Consider the following 25,489-nt stretch of genomic DNA (forward strand, 5'->3'; position numbering starts at 1 on the left):
ATACCCATAGAGCATCTCACAAAAACATACGTCTCCCGACGTAAACGAACAAAGGATGGCCCACCTCGGGCCATCCTTTGTCGTCATGCAATTACTCTGTGAACGGTTTATCCCGGTGGCGACGTTTCGCCAAAATCAAGTAGTAAGCCGGAACGAGCACGAGCGTCAGTACCGTCGAGAACAGAATCCCTGACACGATACAGATGGCAAGTGGTTTGAAGAGTGGGTCTTGTCCGAACGCGACCGGCAAGAGGGCGACGACGGCGGTCAAGGCCGTCAACAGGATCGGACGAATCCGGGCCCGCCCTGCCTCATAGACAGCGGTCGTGACAGCCATGCCGTCCCGAATCCCTTGCTCGATGAACTCGAACAAGACGACGGCGTTCCGAACGACGATTCCGGCGAGCGAGACAATCCCCATCGAAGCCATGAAGCTAAATGGCGTCTGTGTGATGAACAGTCCGACGACAGCTCCGGCAATCGCCAAGTAAATCGTGAACAGGACGAGCATCGGTAGTGACAATGAATTGAACTGGAACGCGATAATCAAGAAGATTAAGAACAAGACGACGACGAACAACGTGGCGAGTTCAAGGAAGAACTCGTTTTGTGTGTCACTTGCCCCCGATTGATCAAAGGCAATCCCGTCATCGGTCAATGCAGATTCTGCATCGGCGAGCACGCGGTCGACGTCTTGTTTGAACGCTTCCTCGTCCATACCTTCGCTCGCAAAGATTTGGAGCGTCACGGTCCGTTCTCCGTTTTCACGCGGAATCTGTTGAATCTGTTCCGTCGTCGTTTCGGTGACGAACGTGCTGAGCGGTGCGACCGGTGGGCCGGCTTCCGTTTCGACTGGGACGAGAATATCGTCTAAAGCGAGCGCCTCACGGTTTGCTTCCGCATCGACGACAATTTTCACATCGCGCTGTTCGACACCATCATCGAACGTTCCGATCGGAATCCCGTCCGTGACGAGGCGAATCTGGTCACTGATCGCTTTCGCGGTCACGCCAGCGGCCGCCATCGCGTCACGGTCGAGCTCATACGTGAGTGTTTGGAACGGCTCTTTAATGTTATCGAGGACGAGTGCGCCGTCAATCTCTTCGAGGTCTGCTTTCACGGTATCCCGTGCCGCCACGAGCTCGTCGATTGTCTCGCCGCGCATCGTGAACTCGACAGGTGCCGAAGTCGGCGGTCCTTGTTGTTGCGTATCCAAGAAGATTTCAGCGTCCGGGTTGTTTTCCCGGATTTGTGTCGTATACTCATCAATCAATTGAATCGCATCGATTGTCTCGTTATCGACACGGACGACGATTTGGCCGGTGTTGTCACCTGTTTGGTCGAGACCACCCGTGAACAGGCTCGGTAACCCGCTCCCGGCAAAGATGGACGTCTCGGTGACGCCATCGATGCTTTGGAACTCTTCCTCGATGGCTTGAAGTCTCCGTTCCGTCTCTTCCAAGTCGGTCTGGACCGGTAATGTGACGCTCGTCACGACTTCTGGTCGGTTCGCGGCCGGGAAAAATTCGAATGGTGTCAATAGAATCAATCCGTACAAGGCGGTCGTGATGACGAAACCGACGAGTCCGAACGTCCATGGACGCTTCGCAACTTTTGGCAACAACGTGTCCGCATAGAAATTACTGAGACGGTTGAGTGGTTTCCCTAACCAACCCGGCTCTCGTTTCGAGACTTTGACTTGTTTCCGGTTCAACCAGTATTGGGCAATCGGGACGAGAGTCAAACTGATGACCATCGAAGCGAGCACCGATAACGCCAATACGGTCGGCAAGGCGCGGATAAAGTTCCCGTTCGCACCTGACAAGAGGGTCAATGGCAAGAAAGCGAAGACGACGGCGAGCGTCGAAGTGACGATCGAGCCCCACACTTCTTTCGTCCCGCGTACGGCACCTCCCATCGCCGTATCCCCTTTCCGGTAACGACGCAGGATGTTGTCGTTGACGACGATGGCGTCATCGACGAGAATCCCGAGGGCGATGATGGCACCGATGATGGAGATTTGGTTCAAGTCGACCCCCGTGAAGCGAAGCGGGATTAACGCGAGCAAGAACGATAATGGAATCGCCAAGCTGACGATGATGGATCCTGATACCGTCAATCCAATCGTCGTGACGACGATGACGGCAATCATGGCGACGATGAACTCTTTTGTCAACGACGAGAAGATCGCGTCGACCGCTTTGGCCTGCTCGTAATAAGGGACGAGCTCGACGCCAGAGACGTCTCCGACTTCTGCGGCGACGACTTCATCGACGCGTTCTTGCAGCGTCGGGATATCTTGTCCCGACTCGATTGTGACCGTCAAGGAAATGGCGGGCATCCCATCGAGCGAGACGAGGTCGGTGACCGCTTTTTCCGTCTCTTCGACCGTACCGACGTCTTCGAGTAGAACGGGCGTCCCGTCTACCGATCCGACGACGACTTGGCCCATATCATTGACGTTCGTCAAACTGTCGGTCGCCAACTGATAGATGCCCTCTTCCGTCGACTGGCGTCCGAGCGGTGTCGTCTTATATTCTTCATTGATGGCCGTCAAAACGTCCGGGAAGGCGAGTTGACGCTCCCCGAGTTCGGCCGAGTCGAGCGAGACGACGAATTCGGTTTCTGGCAATCCTTTGATTGTCACACCGGTCACGCCTTCGGTCCGCAACAATCGTTCCTCCAACCGCTCGACATCTTCTCGAGCCGCTTGCAACGTTTCGCGGTCGTCCGAAGTCAACAAATATGAAGCGACCGGCAATTGTCCGATCGAATCATTGACGGTCGGTGCCAGCGCATTCTCAGGCAAGCGCGGTGCGGCATCCGAGATGGCTTGGCGCACGTTCGCCTGGAGCTCACTTCGGTCGAAGCCGTCTTCATACTCGACTGTGATGTTTGAGAACTCGGATGCGGATAATGATGACACATTCTCGATTCCTTCGAGTCCTCTCAATTCAGTCTCCAAAATATTCGTGACGTTCCGTTCGACCGTCTCTGCGGTCGCGCCTGGATATGGCGTCTGAATCAAGATGATATTGACACTCGTCTCCGGAATTTCACGCTTCGGAAGTTGGAAGAACGTGAGCACCCCGACAACGACTGCGACGAGTAAAAACACGATGACCAGTTTTCCTCGTTCAATCATTTTTTGAAAAAACATGTTGACCCCTCGCTTTCAGATAATGTGCAAATACACATATGAACTATTCTTCTTCATCATAGAGGGGGTTGTCATCGATTTCAATCTTTAAACCTGACTGAATGTGTTTCAGTGAAAGCGTTTCTGGAAGGAGTACGATAATTGGATGGCGCGTTGTTTTTGTTTGTCGACCGTGTGACTGGATACCGGGACATCGACCGTTTCTCCCGAATGGAATAAAATTTTGCTCCCTTTTCCACTTTTATTCGCCTTGTGCACATGTGAAAAATTGATCCAAGCACAGTCCGGGCTTTCTTTGGCGATGGTCGGGAAAAAGATTGTATCTGCGTGCCAATCCATGATGACGGGCGTTTTCCGGTGCGGGCCGAGTACGCCACGGGCCGCTTCAATCCGTCCTTGGATACTTGAACCGTAATATAGACAGGCGGATTCGAGTAAGTGAAGGGGTGAGCCTTTCAAGCGTTGAACCCCATCGGATTGATAGACGAGCGTCTCCGCCTCCCCGTACTCATTAAACACCGGAATCAAAGCTCTTGTTTCATTCGTCAACTTAGTCATCTGATCTGCCTCCATCATGGATGTATTGCCTTACCTCTCATTCATAACAAGGAATCATCGTTTTCACAAATCGAACTCCAATATTTCCCATTAAAAAAATCAGCCAACGAGTGGCTGATTTTTAATTTCGAGAATCTAACTTTAGTTTTTTTATCGAATTCGAGGGCGGAAAGTGAAAATGCACAGCAACTCCGTCACTTGTATTTCCCAATGCGACCGTCCCCTCATGGAGCGTCACAATCCGTTGAACGATGAAGAGACCGAGCCCAAACTTTCCTTGTTTTCCGCGTGAGAATTGATGGAACAAGTCGAGGTTCTCATCGACAGGTGGGCCATCGTTCTCAATCGTGATCTCGACGCCTGCCTCAGTGTGCGACAGACGGATATGAATCCTCGATTCGGCGTAACGCAAGGCGTTATCGAGCACGTTCTCGAACGCGACGCGAATCTGTTCCCCATCACCGAGCATCTCACCGGCATGTCCTTCGACCGTCCAGTCCAAGTTGCCACGCAATTTGAACCGGCTGACGAGCAGCTCCACCAATTTATCGAGATTGATTGGTTCAAGCCGCATCTCTTGGCCTTTGAAATATTCCAGCTTGGTGACGTACAACAAATCGACGACTTTCTTCTCGAGACGCGATGCCTCTTCATCAATGACTTCGGCCGACCCTTTCAAGTCTCCGGTCGGATAGATGCCGTCCCCAATCGATTGGGCGTAACCACGGATGACCATGATTGGCGTCTTCAAGTCGTGGGAGATGTTTTGAAGCAACGCCTGTTGGGCCACGTCCTGCTCTTGCAGCTCTTGCCGCATCGCATCAATCGAGCGGGCCAATTGGCCGAGCTCGTCTTGACGGGCGAGCGGGAGCACCGTCTCCCATTGACGGTTCGAGATTTTTTCGACCGCCCGTTCCATCTCGACAATTGGCTTCGTCAGCTCACGCGACATCCATAAGGCCGGAATCAACGACAGTAAGCTAATGACCCCGATTAAAATCGAGATGCGCCAGTAGAGCGTCGAAACGAGCTCACGGCGATAGGCGTCCCACGCATAAGATGCCTGATAGATGAGCTCCCCGTCGTACTCGTTTTGACGGATGATATAGTAGACATCCTCTCCGTCAATCGTCGTCTGATATTTAGCGACCTCGCTCGTCTGTTCGATCGCCTCTTGATACATCCGGTTCGTCAGTTCGAGCGGGGCCGACCCATAAATGATTCGTCCGTTCGGCAGAAAGATGAGCTGGTTGACCGAACGGGACTCTTGTTGCCGCCGATCATATTCAATCGGATTTTGCGGGATATTTTCCAACTCGTTCGTATTACCCAGGTAATAATCGACATCTTGCAACGTCTCATACACTTGTTCATCGATGAACTGCGTGATCGAGGAACGAATCGTCAATAAAATCATCAAGGCGAGCGTCACGATGATGAGGAGAATCAACACCCAGATTTTCCACATGAGCCGCTTCGGCTGAAGGTGATCGAGCTTCATGGCTTAACGAGTCGATAACCGACGCCATAGAGCGTCTCGAGCTCCAAGCGATGCAATTTCTTCCGCAGGCGCCGCACCAAATCATCGACGACGCGGTCCGAACCGAAATAGTCATGGCCCCAGACACCTTCGAGAATCTGTTCACGCGACAACGCCGAACCCGGATGTTCGAGGAAGAGGAGCAATAAGTCGAACTCTTTCGACGTCAAATCGATTTCATCCTGTTCGTGTCGGATGAGACGTTTCTCGGGATAAATCGTATATTCCCCATACTCGATATGTTCGTTCGATTTTGAGCCGTACACCCGGTCAATCAACTTCTTCACCCGGATGACAAGCTCGCGCGGCAAGAACGGTTTGGCGATGTAATCGTCAGAACCCATCTCGAGCCCGATGATTTTATCGATGTCTTCGTCACGTGCCGAAATAAAAATCGTCGGCGTGAAGGCGTTCGTCGCCTTGATTTGTTTCAACAGTTGGAACCCGTCCAAGTCTGGAAGCATGATATCGAGCACCCATAGGTCCGGCTCGTCCTTGATGGCAGCTTGAGCCGAGATTCCGTCCGTGAACGACCGAACGCGATACCCTTCCTGCTCCAAATATGTGACGAGCATTTTGTTCAAATTGATTTCGTCATCCACTAAATAAACTGTGTACATTCGAGTCACCTCTGCAACGTTTTTACATATCATATCAAACAATTATGGACAAAAGATGGGAATGAGGTCGTTTCTTGGGCGCTGAATGTGCTCGCCACACGTCAACGAATCGACAAAAAAAGAAGGGTCTCCCCTTCCTTACCGTGTCGGCCGAGTACGCATCTGTTGCGCGAGGAATACTGTGCCTCCACTCAGTAAGGCCAGTACGCCGCTAATCATTACGAGTTCCATCTTGCCCCCACCTTCCCCATTGATAGCGATTCTCATTATCACCTATAATATAGCATGTTTTGACTCGCTTGAACATCACAAAAAAAGCTCCCGCCGTCAGGCGAGAGCTTTGAATCATGCGTTGACGTCGTAGCCTTGTTCTTCGATGGCTTCAATCATCGCTCGTTTCGAGATTTTATCGTTATGGATAACATCGACCCGATGGTCCTGGAGCGAAACGATCGCTGATTCGACGCCGTCTAATTCCGTCAGCGCCCCTTCGACCGCTGCTTTGCAATGGTTGCATGTCATACCTTCTACTTTTAAAGTCGTTTCATTCATGTTGATTTTCCTCCTTGTGTTTTCAATCGTAACGCATTCAAGACGACAGAGACCGAACTGAACGCCATCGCTGCCCCGGCAATCCAAGGGGCGAGCAGCCCCGCTGCTGCGACCGGGATGCCCAGACTGTTATAAGCCAGCGCCCAGAACAGGTTTTGCCGAATGTTACGCATCGTCAATGAACTCATCTCGATGGCGCGATTCACGCCCTCGATGTCTTGTCCCATCACGGTGACGTCAGCCGCTTCTAATGCGACATCCGTCCCGCTTCCAAACGCAATGCCGACATCCGCGACGGCGAGAGCCGGTGCATCATTCATGCCGTCCCCGACCATGGCGACACGTCCTTGGCGCTTCAACGCTTCGACGTGATCCGCTTTCTCGACCGGTAGCACCTCGGCGATGACGTTCGTTTCGGGAATCCCGAGTTGACGTGCGATATCGAATGCGACTTCTTTGCGGTCGCCGGTCAAGACGTACACTTGTCTCGTCAAGGCTAGATGTTGCACGACGGCACGGCTCCGCTCTTTCAATTGATCTTGTAGACCGAACGCCGCGACGATTCCAGACTCGTCAGCCACATAGACAGGCGTCATCGCCTGCATGTCCCAGTCCGGTAAGGCGAATCCGGCTTCTTGCATCATGCGGACTGAACCGATACGTAGAGGTTTCCCATCCACGACCGCTTTCAATCCTCGACCGGCCAACTCTTCGACACGTTCGACCTGGCCGCTGCCTTCACCACGACCAATCGCCTCGGCGAGCGGGTGTGTCGACTGGCGTTCGGCCATGATGGCCAACTTCAAGAACGCCGCGTCTCCGAACGTCGCCACCACTTCCGGCGTCCCTTTCGTGAGTGTCCCCGTCTTATCAAAGACAACGATGTCGACACCATTCAACGATTCGAGTTGGCCACCACCTTTAAATAAGACGCCTTGTTCGGCGGCACGGCCTGTCCCGACCATAATCGATGTCGGCGTCGCCAAACCGAGCGCACATGGACAGGCGATGACGAGGACGGCGATCGAGGCCCGAATTGCCATGTCTAAATCGTTGAACCCGAGTGTCCACACCCCGAACGTCAAGGCGCTGATGGCGACGACGATTGGGACGAACACACCCGAAATTCGGTCGGCCTGCCGTTGAATCGGCGCCTTGTCCGTTTGGGCCTGTTCGACGACGCGGACAATTTGAGCGAGCATCGTCTCGCTACCGACACGTTCGGCGACCATCAACACCCGATGTGAACGGTTAATCGTTCCGCCGACGACGTCAGCTCCGACAGTTTTCTCGGATGGAATCGACTCCCCGGTCAGCATCGACTCATCGATGACCGTCTCTCCTTCGACGATTTTCCCATCGACCGGCACTTTCTCACCTGGACGAACGACGATGACGTCACCGGCTTTGACCAAATCGATCGCGACCGAGCGTTCTTCACCGTCTACGAGTAAAATCGCCTCTTTCGCCTGTAACGACAGAAGCGATTTGAGCGCGTCTGTCGTTTTCTCTTTCGCTCGGGCCTCTAACCATTTTCCGAGTAATACGAGCGTGATTAGGACGGCACTCGTCTCAAAATAGAGTGACGGATGCATCGGATGGGCGAGCATCTCGAAGACGGAGTAAAAATAAGCCGCCGACGTCCCTGTTGCCACGAGCACGTCCATATTGGCCGCGCCGCTCTTCAAACTCTTATAAGCACCCTTATAAAACTGGGCCCCAATCCAAAACTGGACCGGCGTGGCGAGCGCGAATTGCCACCACGGGCTCATCAGCCAATCGGCCTGGAACGCCACACCTGGGATGTGCGTAATCATGACGAGCAGAAGCGGTGCCGACAACAGCGCCGAGATGAGCACTTTTCGCTCGAGGGGGCGCAGGTCGTGTTTTGGCGTCAGTTCCGCCTTTCGTTCTGCGCCGTAACCGATTTTTTCGATGCGGGCGATCAGCTCGTCTTCGGTGATGCCGTCGTCGACGCGAATCGTCGCCGTCTCGAGCGGCAAGTTGACGGTCGCTTCGACACCGTCCATTTTATTTAACACTTTCTCGATGCGGGCCGAGCATGCGGCGCATGTCATTCCTTGAATCGACAGTTCGACGGTTTTCATCGGAACACCTCCTTACTTCTTGATGCGGCTGACGATTGTCATCAATTCGTCAATGTACGGGTCCATGTCTTCCGTTTCACTCGCATGGACTAAACATTTACGCATGTGACGTTCGAGCAGTTGCATCTCGACTTGTTTGAGTGCCGCTTGAATGGCTGACGTCTGGGTCAAAATATCGACGCAGTAGCGGTCGCTCTCGACCATCTTTTGAATCCCACGTACTTGTCCTTCGATTCGGCGCAGCCGTTTGCTGAGCGCTTCACGTTCTGCGTCTTCACGCGGAACGATTGGTTGGTCATGCATGAATTCTTCCATGATTATCACCTCACCATCAATATACCCCTACCCGGTAACGGTGTCAAATCTTTTGAACAAAAAAAGGACGACTGATTTCGTCGTCCTTCTCTCCCGTCAATTGCGTTGGAATTGCTCGCTCTTCAAGACGGTCCGTAAAATCTTCCCGGTCGTGTTCCGCGGCAGCTCCTCGATGATTTCGATATGCGTCGGCTGTTTGTACTTCGCCAGTTTCGTCGCCGCGAACGCTCGAATCTCGTCGAGCGTCACCTGTTCGTCTCGCGTGACGATGAACGCTTTGACCGCTTCCCCTTGTTCGGCATCCGGTACCCCGATGACGGCTGCTTCGACGATACCCGGATGTTGATAGAGCACTTCTTCGACTTCGCGTGGATAGACGTTATAGCCACCGACGATAACCATGTCCTTCTTCCGGTCGACGATATAAAAGTAACCGTCTTTGTCCCGTTTCGCCAAGTCGCCCGTATAGAGCCATCCATCGCGAAGCGTCATCGACGTTTCTTCCGGTAATTTATAATAGCCTTTCATCACGTTCGGTCCACGGACGATCAGTTCACCAACCTCGTCGACCCCGACCTCTTCGCCGAGTTCGTCGACGACCTTGTTCTCGACGTGGACGATTGACGGACCGATTGACCCGGCTTTCCGCTCGCCGTGGAGCGGATTGAAACACGTGACCGGTGACGCCTCGGACAGACCGTATCCTTCGAGGATCTTACACTCGAACTTTTGCTCGAACGATTCGAGCAACTGTACCGGCAGACTCGCTCCACCGGATACGAAGACGCGGACATGCTTGAGCGCCGAGGCGTATGCTGGAACTTTCATCGCCGTCTGCAACAGGAAGTTGTACATCGTCGGGACACCGGCAAAAATGCTGACGCGATGTTTTGGGACGAGGTCGAACACGTCCTGCGGTGAGAATTTTGGCAAGATGACAATCGTCGCCCCGCGCAGGAGCGGTGCGTTGACGATGACCGTCAAACAGAAGACGTGGAACATCGGTAAGGCGGCGAGCGCTTTGTCTTCCGGCGTGATCTCCAAATACTCCCCGATCGAATGGGCGTTCGAGAACAAGTTGAGATGTGTCAACAAGGCGCCTTTCGGTTTCCCGGTCGTCCCGCTCGTATACAGGATGACAGCGACCTCGCCCTCATCGACTTCGACCACTTCAGCTTTCGTCGTCGCGAACGCCTCGCTGAACGGTAAGAACTCGATGTCCCCATCCCGCTTCAACGCCGGTACGTCTGCATACGGGACCGAGATGACGAGTCGGAGTTGCGGTAAGTTCGTGAGTGCGGCTTCCGCTTGCGCGACGAGCGGCGACAACGCGACAATCGCCTTTACGTCGCCATCGAGCAAGATGTAGGCCATCTCATCCGGTGTGTATGTAGGGTTGATCGGAATGACGACCCCACCTCGGGCGAGCACCGCGAAATACGAAATCAAGAACGCGGGGCTGTTGCCGAGGACGAGCGCGACGTGGTCGCCTTGACCGATGCCTTTTTGCTCGAGCGTCGCCGCCATCGCCTCGACTTGTCCATAGAACTGTCCGTAGCTGACCGTGTCTTCCCCAAACACGTAGGCCGCCTTGTTCGGATGCGCGGCCACCACGCCTTGTAGTGCCGTGACTAAGTTTGCCATGATAATCCCCCTTTGAAAATGAATGACTATTCACTTTTGAGCCGTAAAAAAGAGCACGGCAGCCGCGCTCTTTTTCAGTTATCTTCATTGTACATGAAACGCCTCAATAAGAAAACGCTTTCAAGTCCATCGTCTGCAAATGATACAATCCGGTCCGGCTCTGTACGTGCACGAGCGCCTGTAACGTCTCATCGTCCATGAGCAAGTCGTCCATCAACTTATGGAGCGCCGACTGTTTCGCTTCCGTCGTCGCCGTGATGAAGAAAATCGCTTCGGCCCGAATACTCTCTCCCGCAATCGTCTGCATCGCAAACGGTTGATTGAGATGCAACAAGGTGATGCCGTCTTGTTTTGCGACGTGAAGCGGTACATCGACGACAGCGACCGGTACGGCGACATCGGTAACGCCCGACGGGATCGTCCGCTCTTGCTCCGTCACGACGCGCGCGAACGTGTCATTGACGATACCTCGACCTTCGAGTTCAAGTCCAATCGCTTGGACGGCGAGATCAAATGTCGGTTGCTCCGTCACCCACATCAAATTCGTGTCCATCCATTCAGTGATAAATCGATACATATCGTTTCCTCCCATTGGTTGACTCCATCTCACGAAAGCGCTTGCACTGATTATGATACGCCTCGCCGGAACGACACGCAACGGTCCAGACAACCTGTCACGAAAACGCCAAAAAGAAAGACCTCTGTAGGGAGGCCCTTCTGCATGAAAACCCGCTTCAGCTAATGAGATCGACGAGTTCTTCGAGCTCGACGTTGCCGAAGTAATGTTTGACGTCAAGCTGTGACAATTGTTCCCGAATCGCGCCGCGTTCGAACCGCGTTCCGACGAGGGCTTGTTCGACGTCATGGATATCCCCGACACCGAAGAAGTCCCCATAGATTTTCGCTTCCGTGATTGTACCCTTGTTGACGTTCAAGCGGACGTCGATCGTACCAATCGGGAATCGACGTTTCGACTCGACATCAAACTTCGGCGATTTCCCGAAGTTCCAGTCCCAGTTCGCATAGCGCTCTTTCGAGATATCCTGAACGATTTCCCAGTCCTCATCGCGAAGCACGTAACGTTCTGGTTCCTGTCCGTCATAAATCGAATGGAGTAGCGCCTCGACAAAGTGCTCCATCGCCATCTCTTCTTCTAAGAACTCCGTGATGTTGGCGACACGGCTACGGACCGACTTGATGCCTTTTGAACGCATCTTCTCTTCCGAGACGTTGAGCGAGTTGACGACTTCCTCGATGTTCGAGTTGAACATGAGTGTTCCGTGGCTGAACATACGGCCGCGCGTCGTGAACTGGGCGTTCCCGCTGATTTTCCGTTCGCCGACTTGGATATCGTTACGTCCCGTCAACTCTGCCTCGACGCCGAGTTGCTTCAAGGCGTCGACAATCGGTTGCGTGAACTTCTTATAGTTGTTGAACGAGTTGCCGTCATCTTTTGTGATGAAGCTGAAGTTCAAGTTGCCCTCATCATGATAGACAGCACCGCCGCCTGACAAACGACGGACGACGTCAATCCCGTTCTCTTCGATATACTTCAAGTTAACTTCTTCTGATGTGTTCTGGTTCTTGCCGATGATGATCGACGGGCCGTTAATATAGAACAAGAAATAATCCTCATGCTCGACGTTCAAATGTTTGAGGATATACTCCTCGATCGCCAAGTTGAGTTTCGGGTCCCGGATATCCGGGTTGAAAATAAATTTCACAGTAGGTTCCTCCTAAGGATAATCGTTAATTGTATTATACGAGACGGCGGCCCGGCGCTACAACTTGTTTACTTCCATTCCCCGTTCATGACGCGCTTCAATGCGTTCGCGACGCCGTATTCGTCATGACGCTCTGTGACGTGGTGGCTAATGGCAATCAAGTCTTCGTGACTATTGCCCATCGCAATCGCTTTACCGGCCACCTCAAACATCGGGACATCGTTCAAGTTGTCCCCGATGACGACGACTTCCGATAAATCGACGCCGAAATGCTCGGCCAATTTTTTGACGCCGTGCCCTTTATCAGCCCCGTTCGCCATGACTTCGATATTGTCATTGCCTGAAGACGTGACGTAAACGCCTTCCACGCGCTCATCGATTTCCGTCCATAGTGAGGACATCTTCTCGAAATGACTCGAAAAGGCGATGAATTTATAGACGCGTCCGGCCTCATTCTTGATGAAATCCTCGATGTCTTCGACGAGACGGACGTCCTCGTTGACGTAATAACGTTTTTGGAAGAACTCATACATCTCGAGCGACCGCTCATCGCCGTTCTGCTTCAAGTTCTCCATCGTCGCATCGATCAAATCGAGTCGGCTCGCGACGAGGCCCGCCTCTGAATACATTTCATAGAAGACGTCCGAATATTTGTGGTCTTGATGCAACACCGACACGACCTCGAGCGCCTCTTCTGTCGTCAAATCGATTTCATGTAGCACTTCACCCGTTTCCGTCAGCACGCGACCGCCGTTCGAAGAGACGATCGGGCACGTGAGGCCCACCTCGTCGAGAATCTCTTTCGCGTTGAAGTAATTGCGTCCCGTCGCAATCGCAAAGCGAATCCCTTGTGCTTCTGCCGCACGGACGATTTCTGCCGTCTCAGGTGCAATTTTCGTGTGGTTGTGCAGAATCGTGCCATCCATATCGGATACGAACAATTTGTACGTTGTCATCAACATCCACTCCTCTTTTTCTGTTTCGCTTATAACTATAACAAAAAGAGAGGCCATCGGAATAATCCGACACCTCCCTTCATGAATCTTTAACCTTCTTCTGCGAGCGCTTTGATTTGTTCATGGACGCTCTTGATGCAGTCTGGCATGCCGATTCCGTCATAGGCGATGCCTGCGAGCAAGATCCCTGGATAGACGCGGCCCATCTCGGCGCGCAACGCGCGGACCCGATCGGAATGGAAGACGGCGTAAGGTGGCAACCCGTCCCGAAGCCGGCTGACGACCGTCTCGAGTGGTGCTGCTTTAATCGTCATCAAGCCTCCAAGGTCACGTAACGCCGTCGCGACAATCTCCTCATCTGACGCATCGACGATCTCATCGGCGCCCGGACGTCCGAGAAAGACGCGCAGGACGTGATACCCTTCCGGCACGGCATGCGGCCATTTTTGGTCGATGAACGTGCACGCCGTAATCGTCACATCCGCCTCTTGGCTCGTGACGAAGCCCGTCCCGATGAACGGCAACTCGATATCGTCTTCTTTGAATACGAGCGAACACGTCGCCGTCGCGTGCGGTTTCATATCCGCGAGAAAATTACTGTCGACTTTCGGTAAGAACTGACGGATGAGCCGAGGCGGGACCGTCAAGATGAGGTGGTCGGACTCGATATCGCCTCGATTCGTCAGCAGGCGATAGCCGCCTTCAATCTCCTCGACTTGTTCGACCGAACAGTTCAAGATGATCTCGGTGCGCTCTAGTCGCTCGGCAAGACGATCAGTGAGCGACTTCAAGCCTCGCTTGAGTGAAGCGAACTGTCCAACTTTCTTGGCGCCGACTTCCGCGACCCGTTGTTCAGGACGCAAGTGTCGCATCCCTTCATACAAGTTCCCATGTTTCTTCTCGCCTTCGATAAACTGAGGGAACGTCGACAAAGCGCTCATCTGATCGATGTCTCCCGCGTAAATCCCGGAAAGAAGCGGTTCGATCAGCCGGTCGACGATCGGGTCCCCGACACGTTCACGCAAGTACAAACCAAGGGAGACGTCCGTTTCCGGTGCTTCGACGTCCGGTGGCGATAAGAGCATCGCCCGGAGCGCGGCATGTTCTTCGTCCGATAAGAGTGTCGTGTCCTTGAACGCATCGACGTCGAGCGGGATGCCCATGACCGTCTGTTTCGGAATCGGATGCAGCCCGTCATGATGGAGCACGTACGCTTGCCCGACCCCGTTCCGGACGATTTCATCGCCGAGACCGACGTCATGAATCAAGTCCGTCATCGCTGTCTTGCGGAAGACGTACGAGTCGGGACCTCGTTCGACCGCAAATTCTCCCGTTTCAAACGTATCGATTTTCCCGCCTAACCGTCCGCTCGTCTCGACGAGCTTGATCGTGACGTCGTTCGGTAAATAACGCTCGGCATAAAAAGCGGCGGTGAGACCTGTGATCCCACCACCGACAATCGTTACATTACGCATGATGTACAATCACGCTTTCCATGCGATCGGCGATGGCTTCAATGAAGCTCCGCTCCGCGTTTGGCATGTTAGGACGCGCGTAGTGAACGCCGAGGCGGTCACAGACGACTTTACATTCCACGTCGTTATCGAAGAGCACCTCGAGGTGATCCGCGACAAATCCGACCGGCGTGTAAACGAACGCTTCATAGCCATGCTTTTCATAAAGTTCAGCCGTCAAATCTTGGACGTCCGGCCCGATCCACGGGTCAGGCGTGTTGCCTTCCGACTGCCAACCGACCTCATAGTTCGGTACGCCCGCCGCTTGAGCGATTTTGTCAGCCGTCTCTTTCAATTGATCCGGGTACGGGTCGCCACCTGCCAAAATCTTCTCTGGGAGACTGTGCGCCGAAACGATCAAGCAAGCCTTCTCGGCCGGCACCGGCAAGTTCGCGAACGTCGTTTTGATGGCTTCCGCCCACCAATTGATGAATTTCGGCTCATCGTACCACGATTCGACCGAACGGATCTCGATGCCGTATTTCGCGGCTTCTTCATGCGCCCGTCCGTTGTACGACTTGACGCTGTATGACGAGTAGTGCGGGGCCAATACGACCGAGACCGCTTCTTTGATGCCGTCGTTCGCCATTTGCGCGACCGCGTCTTCTACGAACGGTTCGATGTGCTTGAGCCCGATATAGAGCTTGAAGTCGATTTCGCCCACGTGGCGCTCGTTCAAGATGTCACGGAGCGTCTCCGCTTGATCGATCGTGATTTTCGCGAGCGGCGACACGCCACCGATGGCCTCATAGCGCTCCGTCAAGTCTTGGAGTGCTTCCGGTGAAGGCTTGCGACCATAACGAATGTGCGTATAGTAGCGCTCGATATCTTCAGGTTTGTACGGTGTCCCATAAGCCATTACGAGTAATCCGACGGTTTTCATAATGATTTGCCTCCCATTTTTTCACGTGAGTAGTCATGGATAAATGCTGTCAATTTGACGAGCACAGACGGATCGACTTCCGGGAACACCCCATGTCCCAAGTTGAAGACGTATCCAGGTTGTTTCATCCCCTCATCGAGGATTTCTTTCACTTTCGCTTCGATGATCGGCCACGGAGCTAGCAAGAATGACGGGTCAAGGTTACCTTGGACCGCTTTCGTGATACCGCGGTCGCGCGCTTCTTGAATCGACAGGCGCCAGTCGAGTCCGACGACGTCGAGCGGCTGGTCTTGCCACTCTTCGACGAGATGGCTCGCTCCGACACCGTGCATGATGAGCGGGATGTCGAGCTTGCGCAACTCGGTGAAGATCCGTTCTGTCGTTGGTTTGATATAACGAACATAATCTTTGCGGCTGAGCGTCCCGACCCATGAGTCGAACAACTGGAACGCTTGAATGCCGGCCTCCGCCTGCGCCGTCGCATACGTGATGACCATGTCGCCAAGCTTCTCCATAAGTGCGTTCCATACGTCCGGCTCTGCGTACATGAGCGCTTTCGTCCGATGGTAACTCTTCGATGGACCGCCTTCAATCATATAACTCGCGAGTGTGAACGGTGCACCCGAGAACCCGATGAGCGGTACTTCCAAACGTTCCCGAAGCAAACGAATCGTCTCGAACACGTACGAGATGTCGTCCGTGTTGAGCGGTTTTAAGCGTTCCACGTCTTCCATCGTCCGGTACGGGTTATCAATGACCGGACCGATGCCGCTCTTGATTTCCACATCCACGCCCATCGACGGAAGTGGCGTCATAATATCTTTATACAGAATGGCCGCGTCGACTCCTAGTTGTTTTACCGGGAGCTCTGTCACGTAGGCACACAATTCGGCATCATGAGTGATTTCGAATAATGTCCTCGTTTTTTTGATCTCACGATATTCTGGTTGGTAGCGTCCGGCTTGGCGCATGTACCAAACGGGCACATAGTCTGTCGCCTCTCCTTTAAACGCCTTCAAAATAGTATCGTTCATACGTCGCGTCATTCCCCTCTATAATTCTCCTACACTCTTCTTCTATAGGTATGTGAACTCAAAAACATTATACAGAAATTAATTAGAATAATGCTAATGTGAAGCATTTTCATTATGTTTTCTTTGTGTCATTTCTTTGGCGGATACGTGCGGAAGGCCGAATTAAGCTGACCACGAATCAAATCGTCACGCTGTTTCGTCGACAAGCGCTTCTCGCGATCTTTGATGTCTTGAATCCGCCAACCATCTTCGAGCTTCGAGGCCACATCAATCAATCGTTCCACATCATGGAAAGAATATTTACGTGAACCGCCTTTGGTCCGTTCTGGAAAGACGAGCCCTTTTGACTCATAATAGCGGACTTGTCGCTCCGAAAGTCCCGTCAGTTCAGTGATGACGCCCATTCCAATCACTTTCTTCGACTTATAGTCCATCTCTCGCCCTCCTCCCTCATAAAAAAACTATGTCAGATAATCTGACAATTTGCAATCCAAGTCGAATTTTTCGCCTTACACTGAAAACAACTTTTGAATCATCAATCGTTAAAAAGGAGGAATCGCAACATGGAAGACATCTTATATTATATGGACACGCTGTTCGTACTCATCGCCGCCTTGCTCGTCTTGACGATGCAACTTGGATTTGGGTTGCTCGAGACGGGGACGCTCCGGGCTAAAAACGCCGGGCACGTCGCAGTCAAACAAATCATCAGCCTCTCTGTGGCGGCACTCGCCTTTTGGGCTGTCGGCTTCGGCCTCTCATTCGGGGACGGGACCCGTTGGTTCGGGACAGAAGGATTCTTCATGAACGGATCGTTCACGAGCCTCGATTGGGCCAACGTCTCGATCGACATCAAATTCTTGTTCCAGTTGTCATTCGTCGCTGTCGCGCTCGCCATCGCCTGGGGCGGTTTCGCAGAGCGGGCTAAATTGTCTGCTTACGTCTTGTTCGGCGTCTTCTTCGTCGCCATCCTGTATCCAATCGTCGCCCGCTCGGTATGGGCTGGTGGACTTCTCGGGACGATGGGCATGCAAGACTTCGCCGGTTCGGCTGTCGTCCACCTTCAAGGCGGAATGGCTGCCCTTATGGCCACCATCATCTTGAAACCACGTCGTAAAACGGAATCACTCGCCGGTCATAACCACGTCTTGACGGTCGTCGGTGGACTCGTGCTCTGGCTCTGCTGGTTCGGTTTCAATGCCGGGTCGACGATGTCGGTCGCGGACGGATTCTTCGGTTACGTCGCTCTTACGACGATGCTCGCCACGGCTGCAGGTGCGCTCGGTGCGCTCGCCATCGTCATGATTCACAAGAAAACGGCGGACATCCCGACAATCGTCAACGGTGTCCTCGGGGCACTCGTCGCCATCACCGCTGCTTGCGCCTTCGTCGAACCTTGGGCCGCCATCGTCATCGGTGCCCTCGCTTCGATCGCCACGTATGGTACGAGCATCCTTATGGCGAAATATATTGACGATCCGCTCTGCGCCTTCTCAGTGCACGGTGTTGCCGGTATCATCGGGACGCTCGCGCTCGGATTCTTCGCCTCGCCTCGCTTGGTCGAGATCACAGGCATCGGTTCGGCCGGCCTTTTCTACGGCGGCGGCTTGACTCAACTCGGTGTCCAAGCACTCGGTGTCTTGATCGCGATGGTCATCGCCGGTGGCGGTAGCTACGCCTTCTTAAAACTCCTCGACGTCACAATCGGTCTTCGTGTCACAGAAGAACAAGAAGATATCGGCCTCGACATCGCCGAGCACGGTGTATCTGCTTACGGTGAAGTCGAGACAGAACCAGAAGCACCGGCACGTCTTCCGAAAATTCTCGGGTCGAGCGTATCGGTCATGTCACCTAAGAAATAACGACAACAGTCAGGGACACCCAATCCGGGTGTCCCTGTTTCATGTCAATCGACTCAAGTAATATCGGACGACCAAATACGCGAGGCCGAGACCGACGAGCGCGTCCCACGTCGCCCCGAACAAGAGCGAGGCAACACCGAGGGCGAGCAGTTGCGCGAACAATAACCGCGTCGCCCACCATTTATAGGCGACGAGCCTTTCGGTACGTGTAATCGGTAACCACGACGCCATCGATACCGTGTCGAGCCGTTTAAATAATGGGACGAGTTGGAGCGCCGTCAACCCGACGAAGAGCGGGACGACCAACCCGACATACCATCCGCCCGAGAGCCACATGACGACGAGCGCGACGGCGGAAAGACGCAACACGAGGTCGAGCGAATCGTTCGAGCGCATGACCCGGAGCCCGTACACGTAACGGGCGGCATCAGCCCGTTTCAACACAGACCGCTCGAGCAGACTGACGATGAACGACCGCTCCCTCACATCTTCCCGCATCGCCGGCACATCGACGAACCAACTGACGACCCGGTTGAACTGGGCTTTGCTCTTTTCTTCGAGCGTGAGCCAGTCAAGCAGCGGGATGCGCCGATTCCGTCGCACGTGGAGCAGGACAAACGGGACGAGTGCGGGCACTGGCGTCAACAACGGCACACTGAACTGCATGAGGAAGCCGCTGGCGAGTGCGCTCGGCAAGACGACGTATTTAATACCCTCCAACTTGGCGAGACGACCCGCGGCTGAAAGGAGCACACTCGTCGCGAGGATGGCCCCGACTTCGACCGACGTGAGCGTTTGTGTCCGGACGAGTAGCGGCAACACGACGAGCATGACGAGGAGGGCACGGACGGTGGCGAAGACGACATTGAATGCGCGAACGCCTGTCATGAACGCTTGAATCTCACCGAGTCGTGGCAATAAGAAGACTTGATCTGCTTCTTGAATCAACGTCCGGGGACGATGACCGAGCGGAAGCAGCAACCAAATCAGCGCCACGATCCATTCACTCGGAAAAACCGGGTCCAAATCCGTCAAAAATTGGTTATACACGAACGCCCCGTAGATGAGCGTGAAATAAAGCGTGAATAACAAGCCGCCGTTCGCGACGTAGCGGCTGTATTTCACGACGTCTTCCATCCAGACGCCAAATCGTTGTTTGAATACGTTCATCGTTTCCGCTCCTCGGTCTCAATCGCCTCGACATAGATGTCATCGAGCGTGGCGTCCGGACGCAGACCGTATGTGTCACGAAGTTGCGCGGCCGTCCCGGTCGCGATGACCGATCCTTGGTGCAAGAAGACGAAACGGTCGCAGTGGCGCTCGGCCGTCTCTAAGATGTGCGTCGACATCAAGATGGCGCAGTCTTCCTTATACTCGTCAAACAATCGCAACAGTTGGCGAATCGCAAGCGGATCGAGTCCGACGAACGGTTCATCGACGATGAGGAGCGGTGACTTCGTCACGAGCGCACAGAGAATCATCGCTTTTTGGCGCATCCCTTTCGAGAAGACGGACGGGAACCAGTCCAGTTGCTTCTCCATCCGCATATCTCGTGCCAATCGCTCGGTCCGGGTCGTCAAATCCGCCACGTCGATGTCATACGCTTTCCCGATCAACGTCAAATGTTCACGCAACGTCAGCGTGTCGTACAAGATAGGGGTCTCGGGTATATAACTAATTTTCTTACGATAATTCTTTTCTGACGAGCTGAGTGTTTGACTATCGACTTCGACCGATCCTGAAATCGGATCAAGCAATCCTAAAATATGTTTGATTGTTGTCGATTTTCCGGCTCCGTTTAGCCCTATCAGCCCGACGAGTTCACCTTTTTTTACATCAAACGAAATATCGTGTAACACTTGTTTACCTATATAACCGCCATTCAAGTGGTCGACGTGCAACATGAAAACTCCACCCCTCATTTTCAACTTTTTTTTGTGATATATGTTTTAAAAGCTGTCACATGGGAATAATCTGAACTGTAAGGCATTTTAAAACTTATTCAGTACTTCCATTGTTCCATAAAATTGTTAGTGAGAACAATGGACAAAACAGAAAGGAGAATGTTTTTATGGGTTGGATTATCACTTTAATCGTTGGGGGTATTATCGGTTGGTTAGCAGGTCTTATTTTAGGTAAGGATGTACCAGGTGGCGTCATCGGGAACATCATTGCTGGTATCATCGGTGCTTGGCTCGGTGGCCTCATCTTCGGAGACTTCGGTCCTGCAGTTGGCGGCATCGCGATTATCCCAGCACTTCTTGGTGCGATTATCTTAATCTTGATCGTATCGTTCGTTATGAAATCAATGAACCGTAAACGTTAATCTACGGCTCACGTAAAAGGGACCCTCGCCGAGGGTCCCTTTTTTTGTCATGTCAAAATGAGATAGATGGCTTCATCCCGCTCGATGAACCGTTTCTCGCTCTGTAAGCGCAAGAACGTGAAAATCGACTCGAGCAACGTTCGGTCGTAGCGCCATTCGAGGCCGAGGTCCGTGTCGACTTTTTCATTCGGTTCGCCCAAGAGCGCGAGCAGGTCGTCGGGCCGTTTCTGTAAATCGATATCAATGCGATCGACCCGGCCGTCGACAAACCGGAGTTCCATCCCATCATAGCGCCAGACGTCGCCCCGTTCCATCGGTTCACCAATCTCGTCGACGACTTTCTGTTCCCGTTTGTTCATGAGCGCCTCAAGCATCTCAATCGAATGACCGGTTTGCGCCTCGACCTCGATTTCAATCAATTCGGCTCGTTCGAGGTCGAATTGTCCGGCCACCGTCTCGTCCTGGTCCGGCAATAACCCAAACGCCAGTTGCGCATCTTCCGTCAATGTCACGGCCTCGGTTTCGGTCACTGTTTCCCCATCGACGACGGCGACGGCTTTGACGTCGTAACGGCCCGGCATGCGAACCACCTCAACTGCTGTGCCTGCCTCATCAATCCGTCCCGCCTGCACCCCATCTATCCAAATATTCGTCAGTGGAACGTCTGCCAAAGCACGCAACGTCTTCGGCAACAACTCAATCCGATAATCCGCAAAGCCGAACCGCCCTTCGCCCGTATCGACGAGCCGGAACAATCCGTCCGTCTCTATGCCTTGTGCCCGGTCCGACCTGTCCTGCGCCACTTCCGAGATGGCCTCACCACGGATCGACTTCTCTTCATTCAACCACTCCATGAAACGGAGCGCTTCGGCTCGCGTGAGCGGTTCCGCTTCATATTCGACGTTTTCCTGGAAGAAGCTGACGTCTTCGGTCAACAGTGCGTCCTTGAAGCGGACGTGAATCTTGTCGTTGGCAGCAGCCGGTTTATATTCCCATTGATAGAACGCACCGACCGCGAGGCCGACACCGAGCGTCACGAGCAGCCCGAGATAGATATTTCTTCGCCGTGACGGTTTCTTCGATCGTACATACGCCATCCGTTTTCTTCCTCTCTCTACTTGCTATTGGTTTCAGTGTAAGGGGCATCGTCTGTCCGGACAATCGTTCTTCCGCCCGAATTTCCATGTTATGATGAGATGGATTAGTCATTCATGAATGGAGGAGTCAGCATGCACACTGAGGACAACTGTATCTTTTGTAAAATCGTTAACAACGACATCCCGTCGTATAAGGTATACGAGGATGACGCCGTCGTCGCGTTCCTCGATATCTCTCAAGTCACGAAAGGACATACGCTCGTCATTCCGAAACACCACGCCCGTAACATCTATGAATTGCCGACCGATGTGGCCCGTGACGTCTTCCAAGCCGTCCCTGCCGTCGCGAACGCGATTCAGCGTGAAACAGGCGCGATCGGGATGAACGTGTTGTCTAACGCCGAAGCGATTGCCGGGCAGACCGTCTATCACTTCCACATCCACCTCTTGCCGCGCTACGGGGAGACGGACGGATTTGGCGCCAAATGGGAAACGCATCAAGACGCGTACTCATCTGACGACATGCAGGCAATCGCTGCCGGTATTAAAGCAAACCTGTAACAAATAAATGGACCGATCGCCCAATGTGCGACCGGTCCATTTTTGTCTCGCGCCTCATGACGAGTTGATTGAATCGAGATGGCGCTTCCGCTCCTCTTCGATTTGGGCACGCTCGACTTGTAATTTAATCGCCTGCTCGTATAACTGTTGCCGCGATTTGACAGATTCCGCTTGTTCGAATTCTTTTCTTAACAAATTTAGACGGGCGTCTATTTCAATAAGTCGCTTTTCAAGCAAAGTTTGTTTCCGCGTCTGTTCGTTCTGTTCCGACGCTTCATATCCCGCCTCGAGTGCTTCCATTATTGTCTGTGCCCAAGGGTCATCTCCCAGTCGCTTGGCCGCGTTATACAGGTCTAACATGTCATCAACCCAACGCTTTTGCATATTCACTGGAGGTCACCTTCCTTTACCCATAGTTTAAAATAAAATGATTTTTCGGTCAAAATTGAATGTTCTGAAAAATTTTATTTAAGATATAGGTTTTTAATCTCTCTTTTTTGGTAAAATAATATGAAAAGAATGTATTCTAGTATCAGCGTGCTCGAGGAGGGGAATGTATTGTCGAATCACAATCGTCGCGATTGGGTTGCTTTCGGCTTTGTCGTAGCGTTTCTAGGAGCTGTGACCGTGAAAAAACTCGCCCGTGGAACGGCGAATGACGCGGCGGCCAATCAACACCGAGCGTCTACAATCACTACGTTGAAAGAACAATTCCAAAAAGTCGCTAAAGATGCGTCGCAAGTTGCGGCGGCAGGTAAGTTACAAGGTAAAGAATTGACAGATCAAGTAAAAGCCGAAGTCGAACGCTATCAACAAGACATTCAGCCTTCAATCGAGCGGATCCAAGGAAACCTAAACGAGCTTTCGAACGTACAGTCAGATGCGACCGAAGCGAAAGCGGAAAAGGCCAACTGACCGGTCTGTCGTCATCGCCCGTCGTTTTAGTCACATTGTATCGGAAAGGATGGATCGACATGGAACACGAAAAAGAATTCACTGGCCCTGAGGCCATGCTCTATAGTCATAAAATCATTCAGCTTAGTAAGGCACTGTGGAAGACGGTCGAGAAAGACTGGCAAAATTGGATTAAACCGTTCGACTTGAACATAAACGAGCACCATATTTTATGGATTGCTCACGCCCTCGGCGGCGCCTCGATCTCAGAGATCGCCAAATATGGGGTCATGCACGTATCGACGGCGTTCAACTTCTCGAAGAAGTTAGAAGACCGCGGTTTGCTCACGTTCTCGAAAAAGGAAACGGACAAACGAAATACGTACGTCCAATTGACGCCTGAAGGTGAAGCGCTCTTGCTCGAGACGATTCATGCGTTCGACCCGGAAGAGAACGGCGTCTTCCGCGCCTCGCTCCCGCTTCAAGAATTGTACGGGAAATTCCCGGACTTGACGGACATCACCGCGATCGTTCGCCGATTGTATGGCGACAACTTCATGGACATCTTTGCAGAAACGTCGAAGATGATCACGGAAGAAGCCGGACGTCGCCCCGAGGACGACGAGATCAGTAAAGAAGCTTGACCTGCCGATACAGCGGTTCCGTGACGTCTAGCGCCATCCCTTGGCGCACGCACGCCGCGAGAATCGTCTCGGCCTCTAACTGAGGATGAAGCATCCCAACGAAATGAACGAGCAAAGGTTCCACGGACGACAGCCCGTAGCGCATTTGCTCGTTTTGTCGTTCTCGGATATCATCCAGCAACGCGAAAAATGCGACGACGTCTTGCCTCGTCAAATTCGCCTTGAGCACCTCATGTTCAAAGGGCCGCTCCGACCAATCGACCGCCCCGAGCAACAGTTCCATTTGAAACGATAATTGATTGATTTTCTCTTCTAACGACACGTTCTCCACCCCATCATTTCACATTCTCTTTCATCATTATACGACACGTTTCTGTGCTATGATACTACACAGGCAAGAGAACAGCTGTTATCATTAACAAAATGTGGTATAGTCGGATTTAGAAACTTATAGATTTATAGGGGTGGAATATATGTCAAACGGAATGACGAATGAACCGAACAAACAGAACAAGAAGTTTTCAACAGGCGCCCTCGTCGGCGCGTCAGCGATTGCACTTCTCATCGGTGTCGGCGGCACGTATGCGGCGACAAGCGGCGGGGCTTCTGACAACTCAACAGTTGTTTCTTTTGAAGGCGGCGAAGTGACACGCGGCGAAATCGTAGACAAGAGCTACGATAGTATGGTCCCACAACTTGCGTTCCAAGAAACGATGAACGAATTGCTTGAAAAAGAGTATGGCGACAAAGTCGAACAAGACAAAGTCGATGAAGAGTTCAGCAAGACCGAAGAGCAGTTCAACTCGAAAGAAGAGTTTGAGCAAGCGATTCAACAAGCCGGCATGACTAGCACGGACGAGTTCAAAGAAGCGCTCCGCGGTCAAATGCTCGTCGATGCAGCGAAATCAGAGCTCGTCGAAGTAACAGACGAAGATATCGAAGCACAGTTCGCGAAAGAGAACGTCGAAGTCAAGGCGAGCCACATCCTCGTCGAGACAGAAGAAGAAGCACAAGCGATCATCAAAGAGTTGAATGACGGTGCCGACTTCGCTGACGTCGCGAAAGAAAAATCGACAGACACAGGTTCTGGTGAGAAAGGTGGCGACCTCGGTTACTTCTCAGCCGGCGCCATGGTCCCTGAATTTGAAGAGTATGCGTTCCAAGAAGACGTCGTTGGCAAAGTTTCTGACCCGGTTCAGTCACAATTCGGCTTCCACGTCATCAAAGTCATGGACCGTAAAGAAAAAGACCTTAAACTCGAAGATGAGAAAGATCGTATTCGTGAAGAATTAGCGACTGAAAAAGCCGCTTCTGTCGACGCGAATAAAATCTATGCCGAGTTGATCGAGAAATATAACGTCGATGTGAAAGATGCGAAAGCATCGAAGCAGTTCGACGCCGTGAAAGATGCGCTCAAAGCAGAAAAAGAAGGTACAGAAGAAGCTCCTGCCGAGGAATCGACAGAGCAGTAATAATAAAAGACGTCCCGCGGGACGT

At 52.7% G+C, this 25,489-nt stretch carries 26 protein-coding genes; 6 read left to right on the forward strand and 20 right to left on the reverse strand.

The features are described from left to right. Positions 1–91: 91 nt before the first annotated feature. From KNP81_RS13060 to KNP81_RS13130, 15 genes are all read right to left on the reverse strand, one after another. Positions 92–3,160: an efflux RND transporter permease subunit gene (locus tag KNP81_RS13060; RefSeq protein ID WP_214720262.1), complete on the reverse strand. Its 3,069-nt coding sequence runs from the start codon at positions 3,158–3,160 to the stop codon at positions 92–94. A 108-nt stretch (positions 3,161–3,268) separates the two neighbouring features. Next, positions 3,269–3,718 (reverse strand): competence protein ComK, encoded by a 450-nt coding sequence (locus KNP81_RS13065; protein ID WP_251026131.1) that lies wholly within the window; start codon positions 3,716–3,718, stop codon positions 3,269–3,271. A 121-nt stretch (positions 3,719–3,839) separates the two neighbouring features. After that, positions 3,840–5,219 carry a sensor histidine kinase gene (locus KNP81_RS13070; RefSeq protein WP_214720263.1) on the reverse strand — a complete coding sequence of 460 codons (1,380 nt, stop codon included), beginning with the start codon at positions 5,217–5,219 and terminating at the stop codon, positions 3,840–3,842. Then, positions 5,216–5,878: a response regulator transcription factor gene (locus KNP81_RS13075; protein ID WP_214720264.1), complete on the reverse strand. Its 663-nt coding sequence runs from the start codon at positions 5,876–5,878 to the stop codon at positions 5,216–5,218. Before KNP81_RS13075 ends, KNP81_RS13070 begins: the two co-directional genes overlap by 4 nt. 345 nt (positions 5,879–6,223) lie before the next feature. Further along, on the reverse strand, positions 6,224–6,430 hold the full coding sequence (copZ, locus tag KNP81_RS13080; protein WP_214720265.1) for a copper chaperone CopZ: 207 nt from the start codon (positions 6,428–6,430) through the stop codon (positions 6,224–6,226). Beyond that, entirely contained in the window at positions 6,427–8,538 is a 2,112-nt protein-coding gene (locus KNP81_RS13085) for a heavy metal translocating P-type ATPase (RefSeq protein ID WP_214720266.1), read from the reverse strand. The genes copZ and KNP81_RS13085 overlap by 4 nt, the downstream gene beginning before the upstream one ends. A 12-nt stretch (positions 8,539–8,550) precedes the next feature. Then, the gene (locus KNP81_RS13090) at positions 8,551–8,853 is read right to left on the reverse strand and encodes a metal-sensitive transcriptional regulator (protein WP_021066698.1); all 303 of its coding nucleotides are present in this window, start codon (positions 8,851–8,853) and stop codon (positions 8,551–8,553) included. 96 nt (positions 8,854–8,949) lie between these two features. Next, the gene (locus tag KNP81_RS13095; protein WP_214720267.1) at positions 8,950–10,497 is read right to left on the reverse strand and encodes a long-chain-fatty-acid--CoA ligase; all 1,548 of its coding nucleotides are present in this window, start codon (positions 10,495–10,497) and stop codon (positions 8,950–8,952) included. A 103-nt stretch (positions 10,498–10,600) separates the two neighbouring features. Further along, positions 10,601–11,074, reverse strand: coding sequence for a PTS sugar transporter subunit IIA (locus tag KNP81_RS13100; protein WP_131472251.1), 474 nt, complete (start codon positions 11,072–11,074; stop codon positions 10,601–10,603). A 157-nt stretch (positions 11,075–11,231) separates the two neighbouring features. After that, entirely contained in the window at positions 11,232–12,221 is a 990-nt protein-coding gene (lplA, locus tag KNP81_RS13105; RefSeq protein WP_214720268.1) for a lipoate--protein ligase, read from the reverse strand. Between the two features lie 68 nt (positions 12,222–12,289). Then, the gene (locus tag KNP81_RS13110; protein ID WP_241764605.1) at positions 12,290–13,177 is read right to left on the reverse strand and encodes a Cof-type HAD-IIB family hydrolase; all 888 of its coding nucleotides are present in this window, start codon (positions 13,175–13,177) and stop codon (positions 12,290–12,292) included. 89 nt (positions 13,178–13,266) lie between these two features. Continuing rightward, complete coding sequence (gene hemG / locus KNP81_RS13115; RefSeq protein WP_214720269.1) at positions 13,267–14,652, reverse strand: protoporphyrinogen oxidase; 1,386 nt, start codon at positions 14,650–14,652, stop codon at positions 13,267–13,269. Next, positions 14,645–15,574, reverse strand: coding sequence for a ferrochelatase (hemH, locus tag KNP81_RS13120; protein ID WP_021066704.1), 930 nt, complete (start codon positions 15,572–15,574; stop codon positions 14,645–14,647). The genes hemG and hemH overlap by 8 nt, the downstream gene beginning before the upstream one ends. After that, positions 15,571–16,620 (reverse strand): uroporphyrinogen decarboxylase, encoded by a 1,050-nt coding sequence (hemE, locus tag KNP81_RS13125; protein WP_021066705.1) that lies wholly within the window; start codon positions 16,618–16,620, stop codon positions 15,571–15,573. Before hemE ends, hemH begins: the two co-directional genes overlap by 4 nt. A 116-nt stretch (positions 16,621–16,736) precedes the next feature. Beyond that, positions 16,737–17,042 (reverse strand): MerR family transcriptional regulator, encoded by a 306-nt coding sequence (locus tag KNP81_RS13130; RefSeq protein WP_021066706.1) that lies wholly within the window; start codon positions 17,040–17,042, stop codon positions 16,737–16,739. 129 nt (positions 17,043–17,171) lie between these two features. On the opposite strand from KNP81_RS13130, the gene KNP81_RS13135 reads away from it, so the two are divergent. Then, positions 17,172–18,470 carry an ammonium transporter gene (locus KNP81_RS13135; RefSeq protein WP_214720270.1) on the forward strand — a complete coding sequence of 433 codons (1,299 nt, stop codon included), beginning with the start codon at positions 17,172–17,174 and terminating at the stop codon, positions 18,468–18,470. A 39-nt stretch (positions 18,471–18,509) separates the two neighbouring features. Here KNP81_RS13135 and KNP81_RS13140 read toward each other — a convergent pair whose 3' ends face one another. Continuing rightward, complete coding sequence (locus KNP81_RS13140; RefSeq protein WP_214720271.1) at positions 18,510–19,640, reverse strand: ABC transporter permease; 1,131 nt, start codon at positions 19,638–19,640, stop codon at positions 18,510–18,512. Continuing rightward, on the reverse strand, positions 19,637–20,374 hold the full coding sequence (locus tag KNP81_RS13145) for an ABC transporter ATP-binding protein (protein WP_214720272.1): 738 nt from the start codon (positions 20,372–20,374) through the stop codon (positions 19,637–19,639). Before KNP81_RS13145 ends, KNP81_RS13140 begins: the two co-directional genes overlap by 4 nt. Positions 20,375–20,541: 167 nt before the next feature. On the opposite strand from KNP81_RS13145, the gene KNP81_RS13150 reads away from it, so the two are divergent. After that, the gene (locus KNP81_RS13150) at positions 20,542–20,796 is read left to right on the forward strand and encodes a GlsB/YeaQ/YmgE family stress response membrane protein (protein WP_021066710.1); all 255 of its coding nucleotides are present in this window, start codon (positions 20,542–20,544) and stop codon (positions 20,794–20,796) included. A 47-nt stretch (positions 20,797–20,843) separates the two neighbouring features. On the opposite strand, the gene KNP81_RS13155 is transcribed toward KNP81_RS13150, so the two are convergent. Further along, positions 20,844–21,893, reverse strand: a complete 1,050-nt coding sequence (locus KNP81_RS13155; RefSeq protein ID WP_214720273.1) for a hypothetical protein — start codon at positions 21,891–21,893, stop codon at positions 20,844–20,846. A 132-nt stretch (positions 21,894–22,025) separates the two neighbouring features. Between KNP81_RS13155 and KNP81_RS13160 the strand changes: the two genes are divergently transcribed. Then, entirely contained in the window at positions 22,026–22,454 is a 429-nt protein-coding gene (locus KNP81_RS13160) for an HIT family protein (protein ID WP_214720274.1), read from the forward strand. Between the two features lie 54 nt (positions 22,455–22,508). On the opposite strand, the gene KNP81_RS13165 is transcribed toward KNP81_RS13160, so the two are convergent. Continuing rightward, positions 22,509–22,838: a hypothetical protein gene (locus KNP81_RS13165; RefSeq protein WP_241764606.1), complete on the reverse strand. Its 330-nt coding sequence runs from the start codon at positions 22,836–22,838 to the stop codon at positions 22,509–22,511. 174 nt (positions 22,839–23,012) lie between these two features. Here KNP81_RS13165 and KNP81_RS13170 point away from each other — a divergent pair, with 174 nt between their 5' ends. Both KNP81_RS13170 and KNP81_RS13175 read left to right on the forward strand, forming a co-directional pair. Next, positions 23,013–23,369 carry a hypothetical protein gene (locus tag KNP81_RS13170; protein WP_021066714.1) on the forward strand — a complete coding sequence of 119 codons (357 nt, stop codon included), beginning with the start codon at positions 23,013–23,015 and terminating at the stop codon, positions 23,367–23,369. Positions 23,370–23,428: 59 nt separating this feature from the next. Continuing rightward, positions 23,429–23,992, forward strand: a complete 564-nt coding sequence (locus KNP81_RS13175; RefSeq protein ID WP_021066715.1) for an HTH-type transcriptional regulator Hpr — start codon at positions 23,429–23,431, stop codon at positions 23,990–23,992. On the opposite strand, the gene KNP81_RS13180 is transcribed toward KNP81_RS13175, so the two are convergent. Then, positions 23,976–24,314, reverse strand: a complete 339-nt coding sequence (locus tag KNP81_RS13180) for a DUF1878 family protein (protein ID WP_242679007.1) — start codon at positions 24,312–24,314, stop codon at positions 23,976–23,978. The two genes, KNP81_RS13175 and KNP81_RS13180, sit on opposite strands and share 17 nt — an antisense overlap. 151 nt (positions 24,315–24,465) lie before the next feature. On the opposite strand from KNP81_RS13180, the gene KNP81_RS13185 reads away from it, so the two are divergent. Then, positions 24,466–25,464, forward strand: coding sequence for a peptidylprolyl isomerase (locus KNP81_RS13185; RefSeq protein WP_214720275.1), 999 nt, complete (start codon positions 24,466–24,468; stop codon positions 25,462–25,464). The last annotated feature ends 25 nt before the right edge of the window (positions 25,465–25,489 follow it).

Origin of the sequence: Exiguobacterium sp. s149 (assembly GCF_018618395.1) — a bacterium.
GTDB classification, from domain to species: Bacteria; Bacillota; Bacilli; order Exiguobacteriales; family Exiguobacteriaceae; genus Exiguobacterium; species Exiguobacterium chiriqhucha.

Excerpts from the sequence above, each read along its gene's own strand:
- KNP81_RS13095 (WP_214720267.1), bottom strand. The coding sequence starts at position 10,497 with ATGGCAAACTTAGTCACGGCACTACAAGGCGTGGTGGCCGCGCATCCG.
- KNP81_RS13075 (WP_214720264.1), bottom strand. The coding sequence starts at position 5,878 with ATGTACACAGTTTATTTAGTGGATGACGAAATCAATTTGAACAAAATG.
- KNP81_RS13065 (WP_251026131.1), bottom strand. The coding sequence starts at position 3,718 with ATGACTAAGTTGACGAATGAAACAAGAGCTTTGATTCCGGTGTTTAAT.
- KNP81_RS13060 (WP_214720262.1), bottom strand. The coding sequence starts at position 3,160 with ATGTTTTTTCAAAAAATGATTGAACGAGGAAAACTGGTCATCGTGTTT.
- copZ (WP_214720265.1), bottom strand. The coding sequence starts at position 6,430 with ATGAATGAAACGACTTTAAAAGTAGAAGGTATGACATGCAACCATTGC.
- KNP81_RS13175 (WP_021066715.1), top strand. The coding sequence starts at position 23,429 with ATGGAACACGAAAAAGAATTCACTGGCCCTGAGGCCATGCTCTATAGT.
- KNP81_RS13155 (WP_214720273.1), bottom strand. The coding sequence starts at position 21,893 with ATGGCGTATGTACGATCGAAGAAACCGTCACGGCGAAGAAATATCTAT.
- KNP81_RS13185 (WP_214720275.1), top strand. The coding sequence starts at position 24,466 with ATGTCAAACGGAATGACGAATGAACCGAACAAACAGAACAAGAAGTTT.
- hemE (WP_021066705.1), bottom strand. The coding sequence starts at position 16,620 with ATGACGCGACGTATGAACGATACTATTTTGAAGGCGTTTAAAGGAGAG.
- KNP81_RS13085 (WP_214720266.1), bottom strand. The coding sequence starts at position 8,538 with ATGAAAACCGTCGAACTGTCGATTCAAGGAATGACATGCGCCGCATGC.
- KNP81_RS13140 (WP_214720271.1), bottom strand. The coding sequence starts at position 19,640 with ATGAACGTATTCAAACAACGATTTGGCGTCTGGATGGAAGACGTCGTG.
- KNP81_RS13135 (WP_214720270.1), top strand. The coding sequence starts at position 17,172 with ATGGAAGACATCTTATATTATATGGACACGCTGTTCGTACTCATCGCC.
- KNP81_RS13145 (WP_214720272.1), bottom strand. The coding sequence starts at position 20,374 with ATGTTGCACGTCGACCACTTGAATGGCGGTTATATAGGTAAACAAGTG.
- KNP81_RS13110 (WP_241764605.1), bottom strand. The coding sequence starts at position 13,177 with ATGACAACGTACAAATTGTTCGTATCCGATATGGATGGCACGATTCTG.
- KNP81_RS13150 (WP_021066710.1), top strand. The coding sequence starts at position 20,542 with ATGGGTTGGATTATCACTTTAATCGTTGGGGGTATTATCGGTTGGTTA.
- KNP81_RS13160 (WP_214720274.1), top strand. The coding sequence starts at position 22,026 with ATGCACACTGAGGACAACTGTATCTTTTGTAAAATCGTTAACAACGAC.
- KNP81_RS13090 (WP_021066698.1), bottom strand. The coding sequence starts at position 8,853 with ATGGAAGAATTCATGCATGACCAACCAATCGTTCCGCGTGAAGACGCA.
- hemH (WP_021066704.1), bottom strand. The coding sequence starts at position 15,574 with ATGAAAACCGTCGGATTACTCGTAATGGCTTATGGGACACCGTACAAA.
- KNP81_RS13100 (WP_131472251.1), bottom strand. The coding sequence starts at position 11,074 with ATGTATCGATTTATCACTGAATGGATGGACACGAATTTGATGTGGGTG.
- KNP81_RS13130 (WP_021066706.1), bottom strand. The coding sequence starts at position 17,042 with ATGGACTATAAGTCGAAGAAAGTGATTGGAATGGGCGTCATCACTGAA.
- hemG (WP_214720269.1), bottom strand. The coding sequence starts at position 14,652 with ATGCGTAATGTAACGATTGTCGGTGGTGGGATCACAGGTCTCACCGCC.
- KNP81_RS13070 (WP_214720263.1), bottom strand. The coding sequence starts at position 5,219 with ATGAAGCTCGATCACCTTCAGCCGAAGCGGCTCATGTGGAAAATCTGG.
- KNP81_RS13165 (WP_241764606.1), bottom strand. The coding sequence starts at position 22,838 with ATGCAAAAGCGTTGGGTTGATGACATGTTAGACCTGTATAACGCGGCC.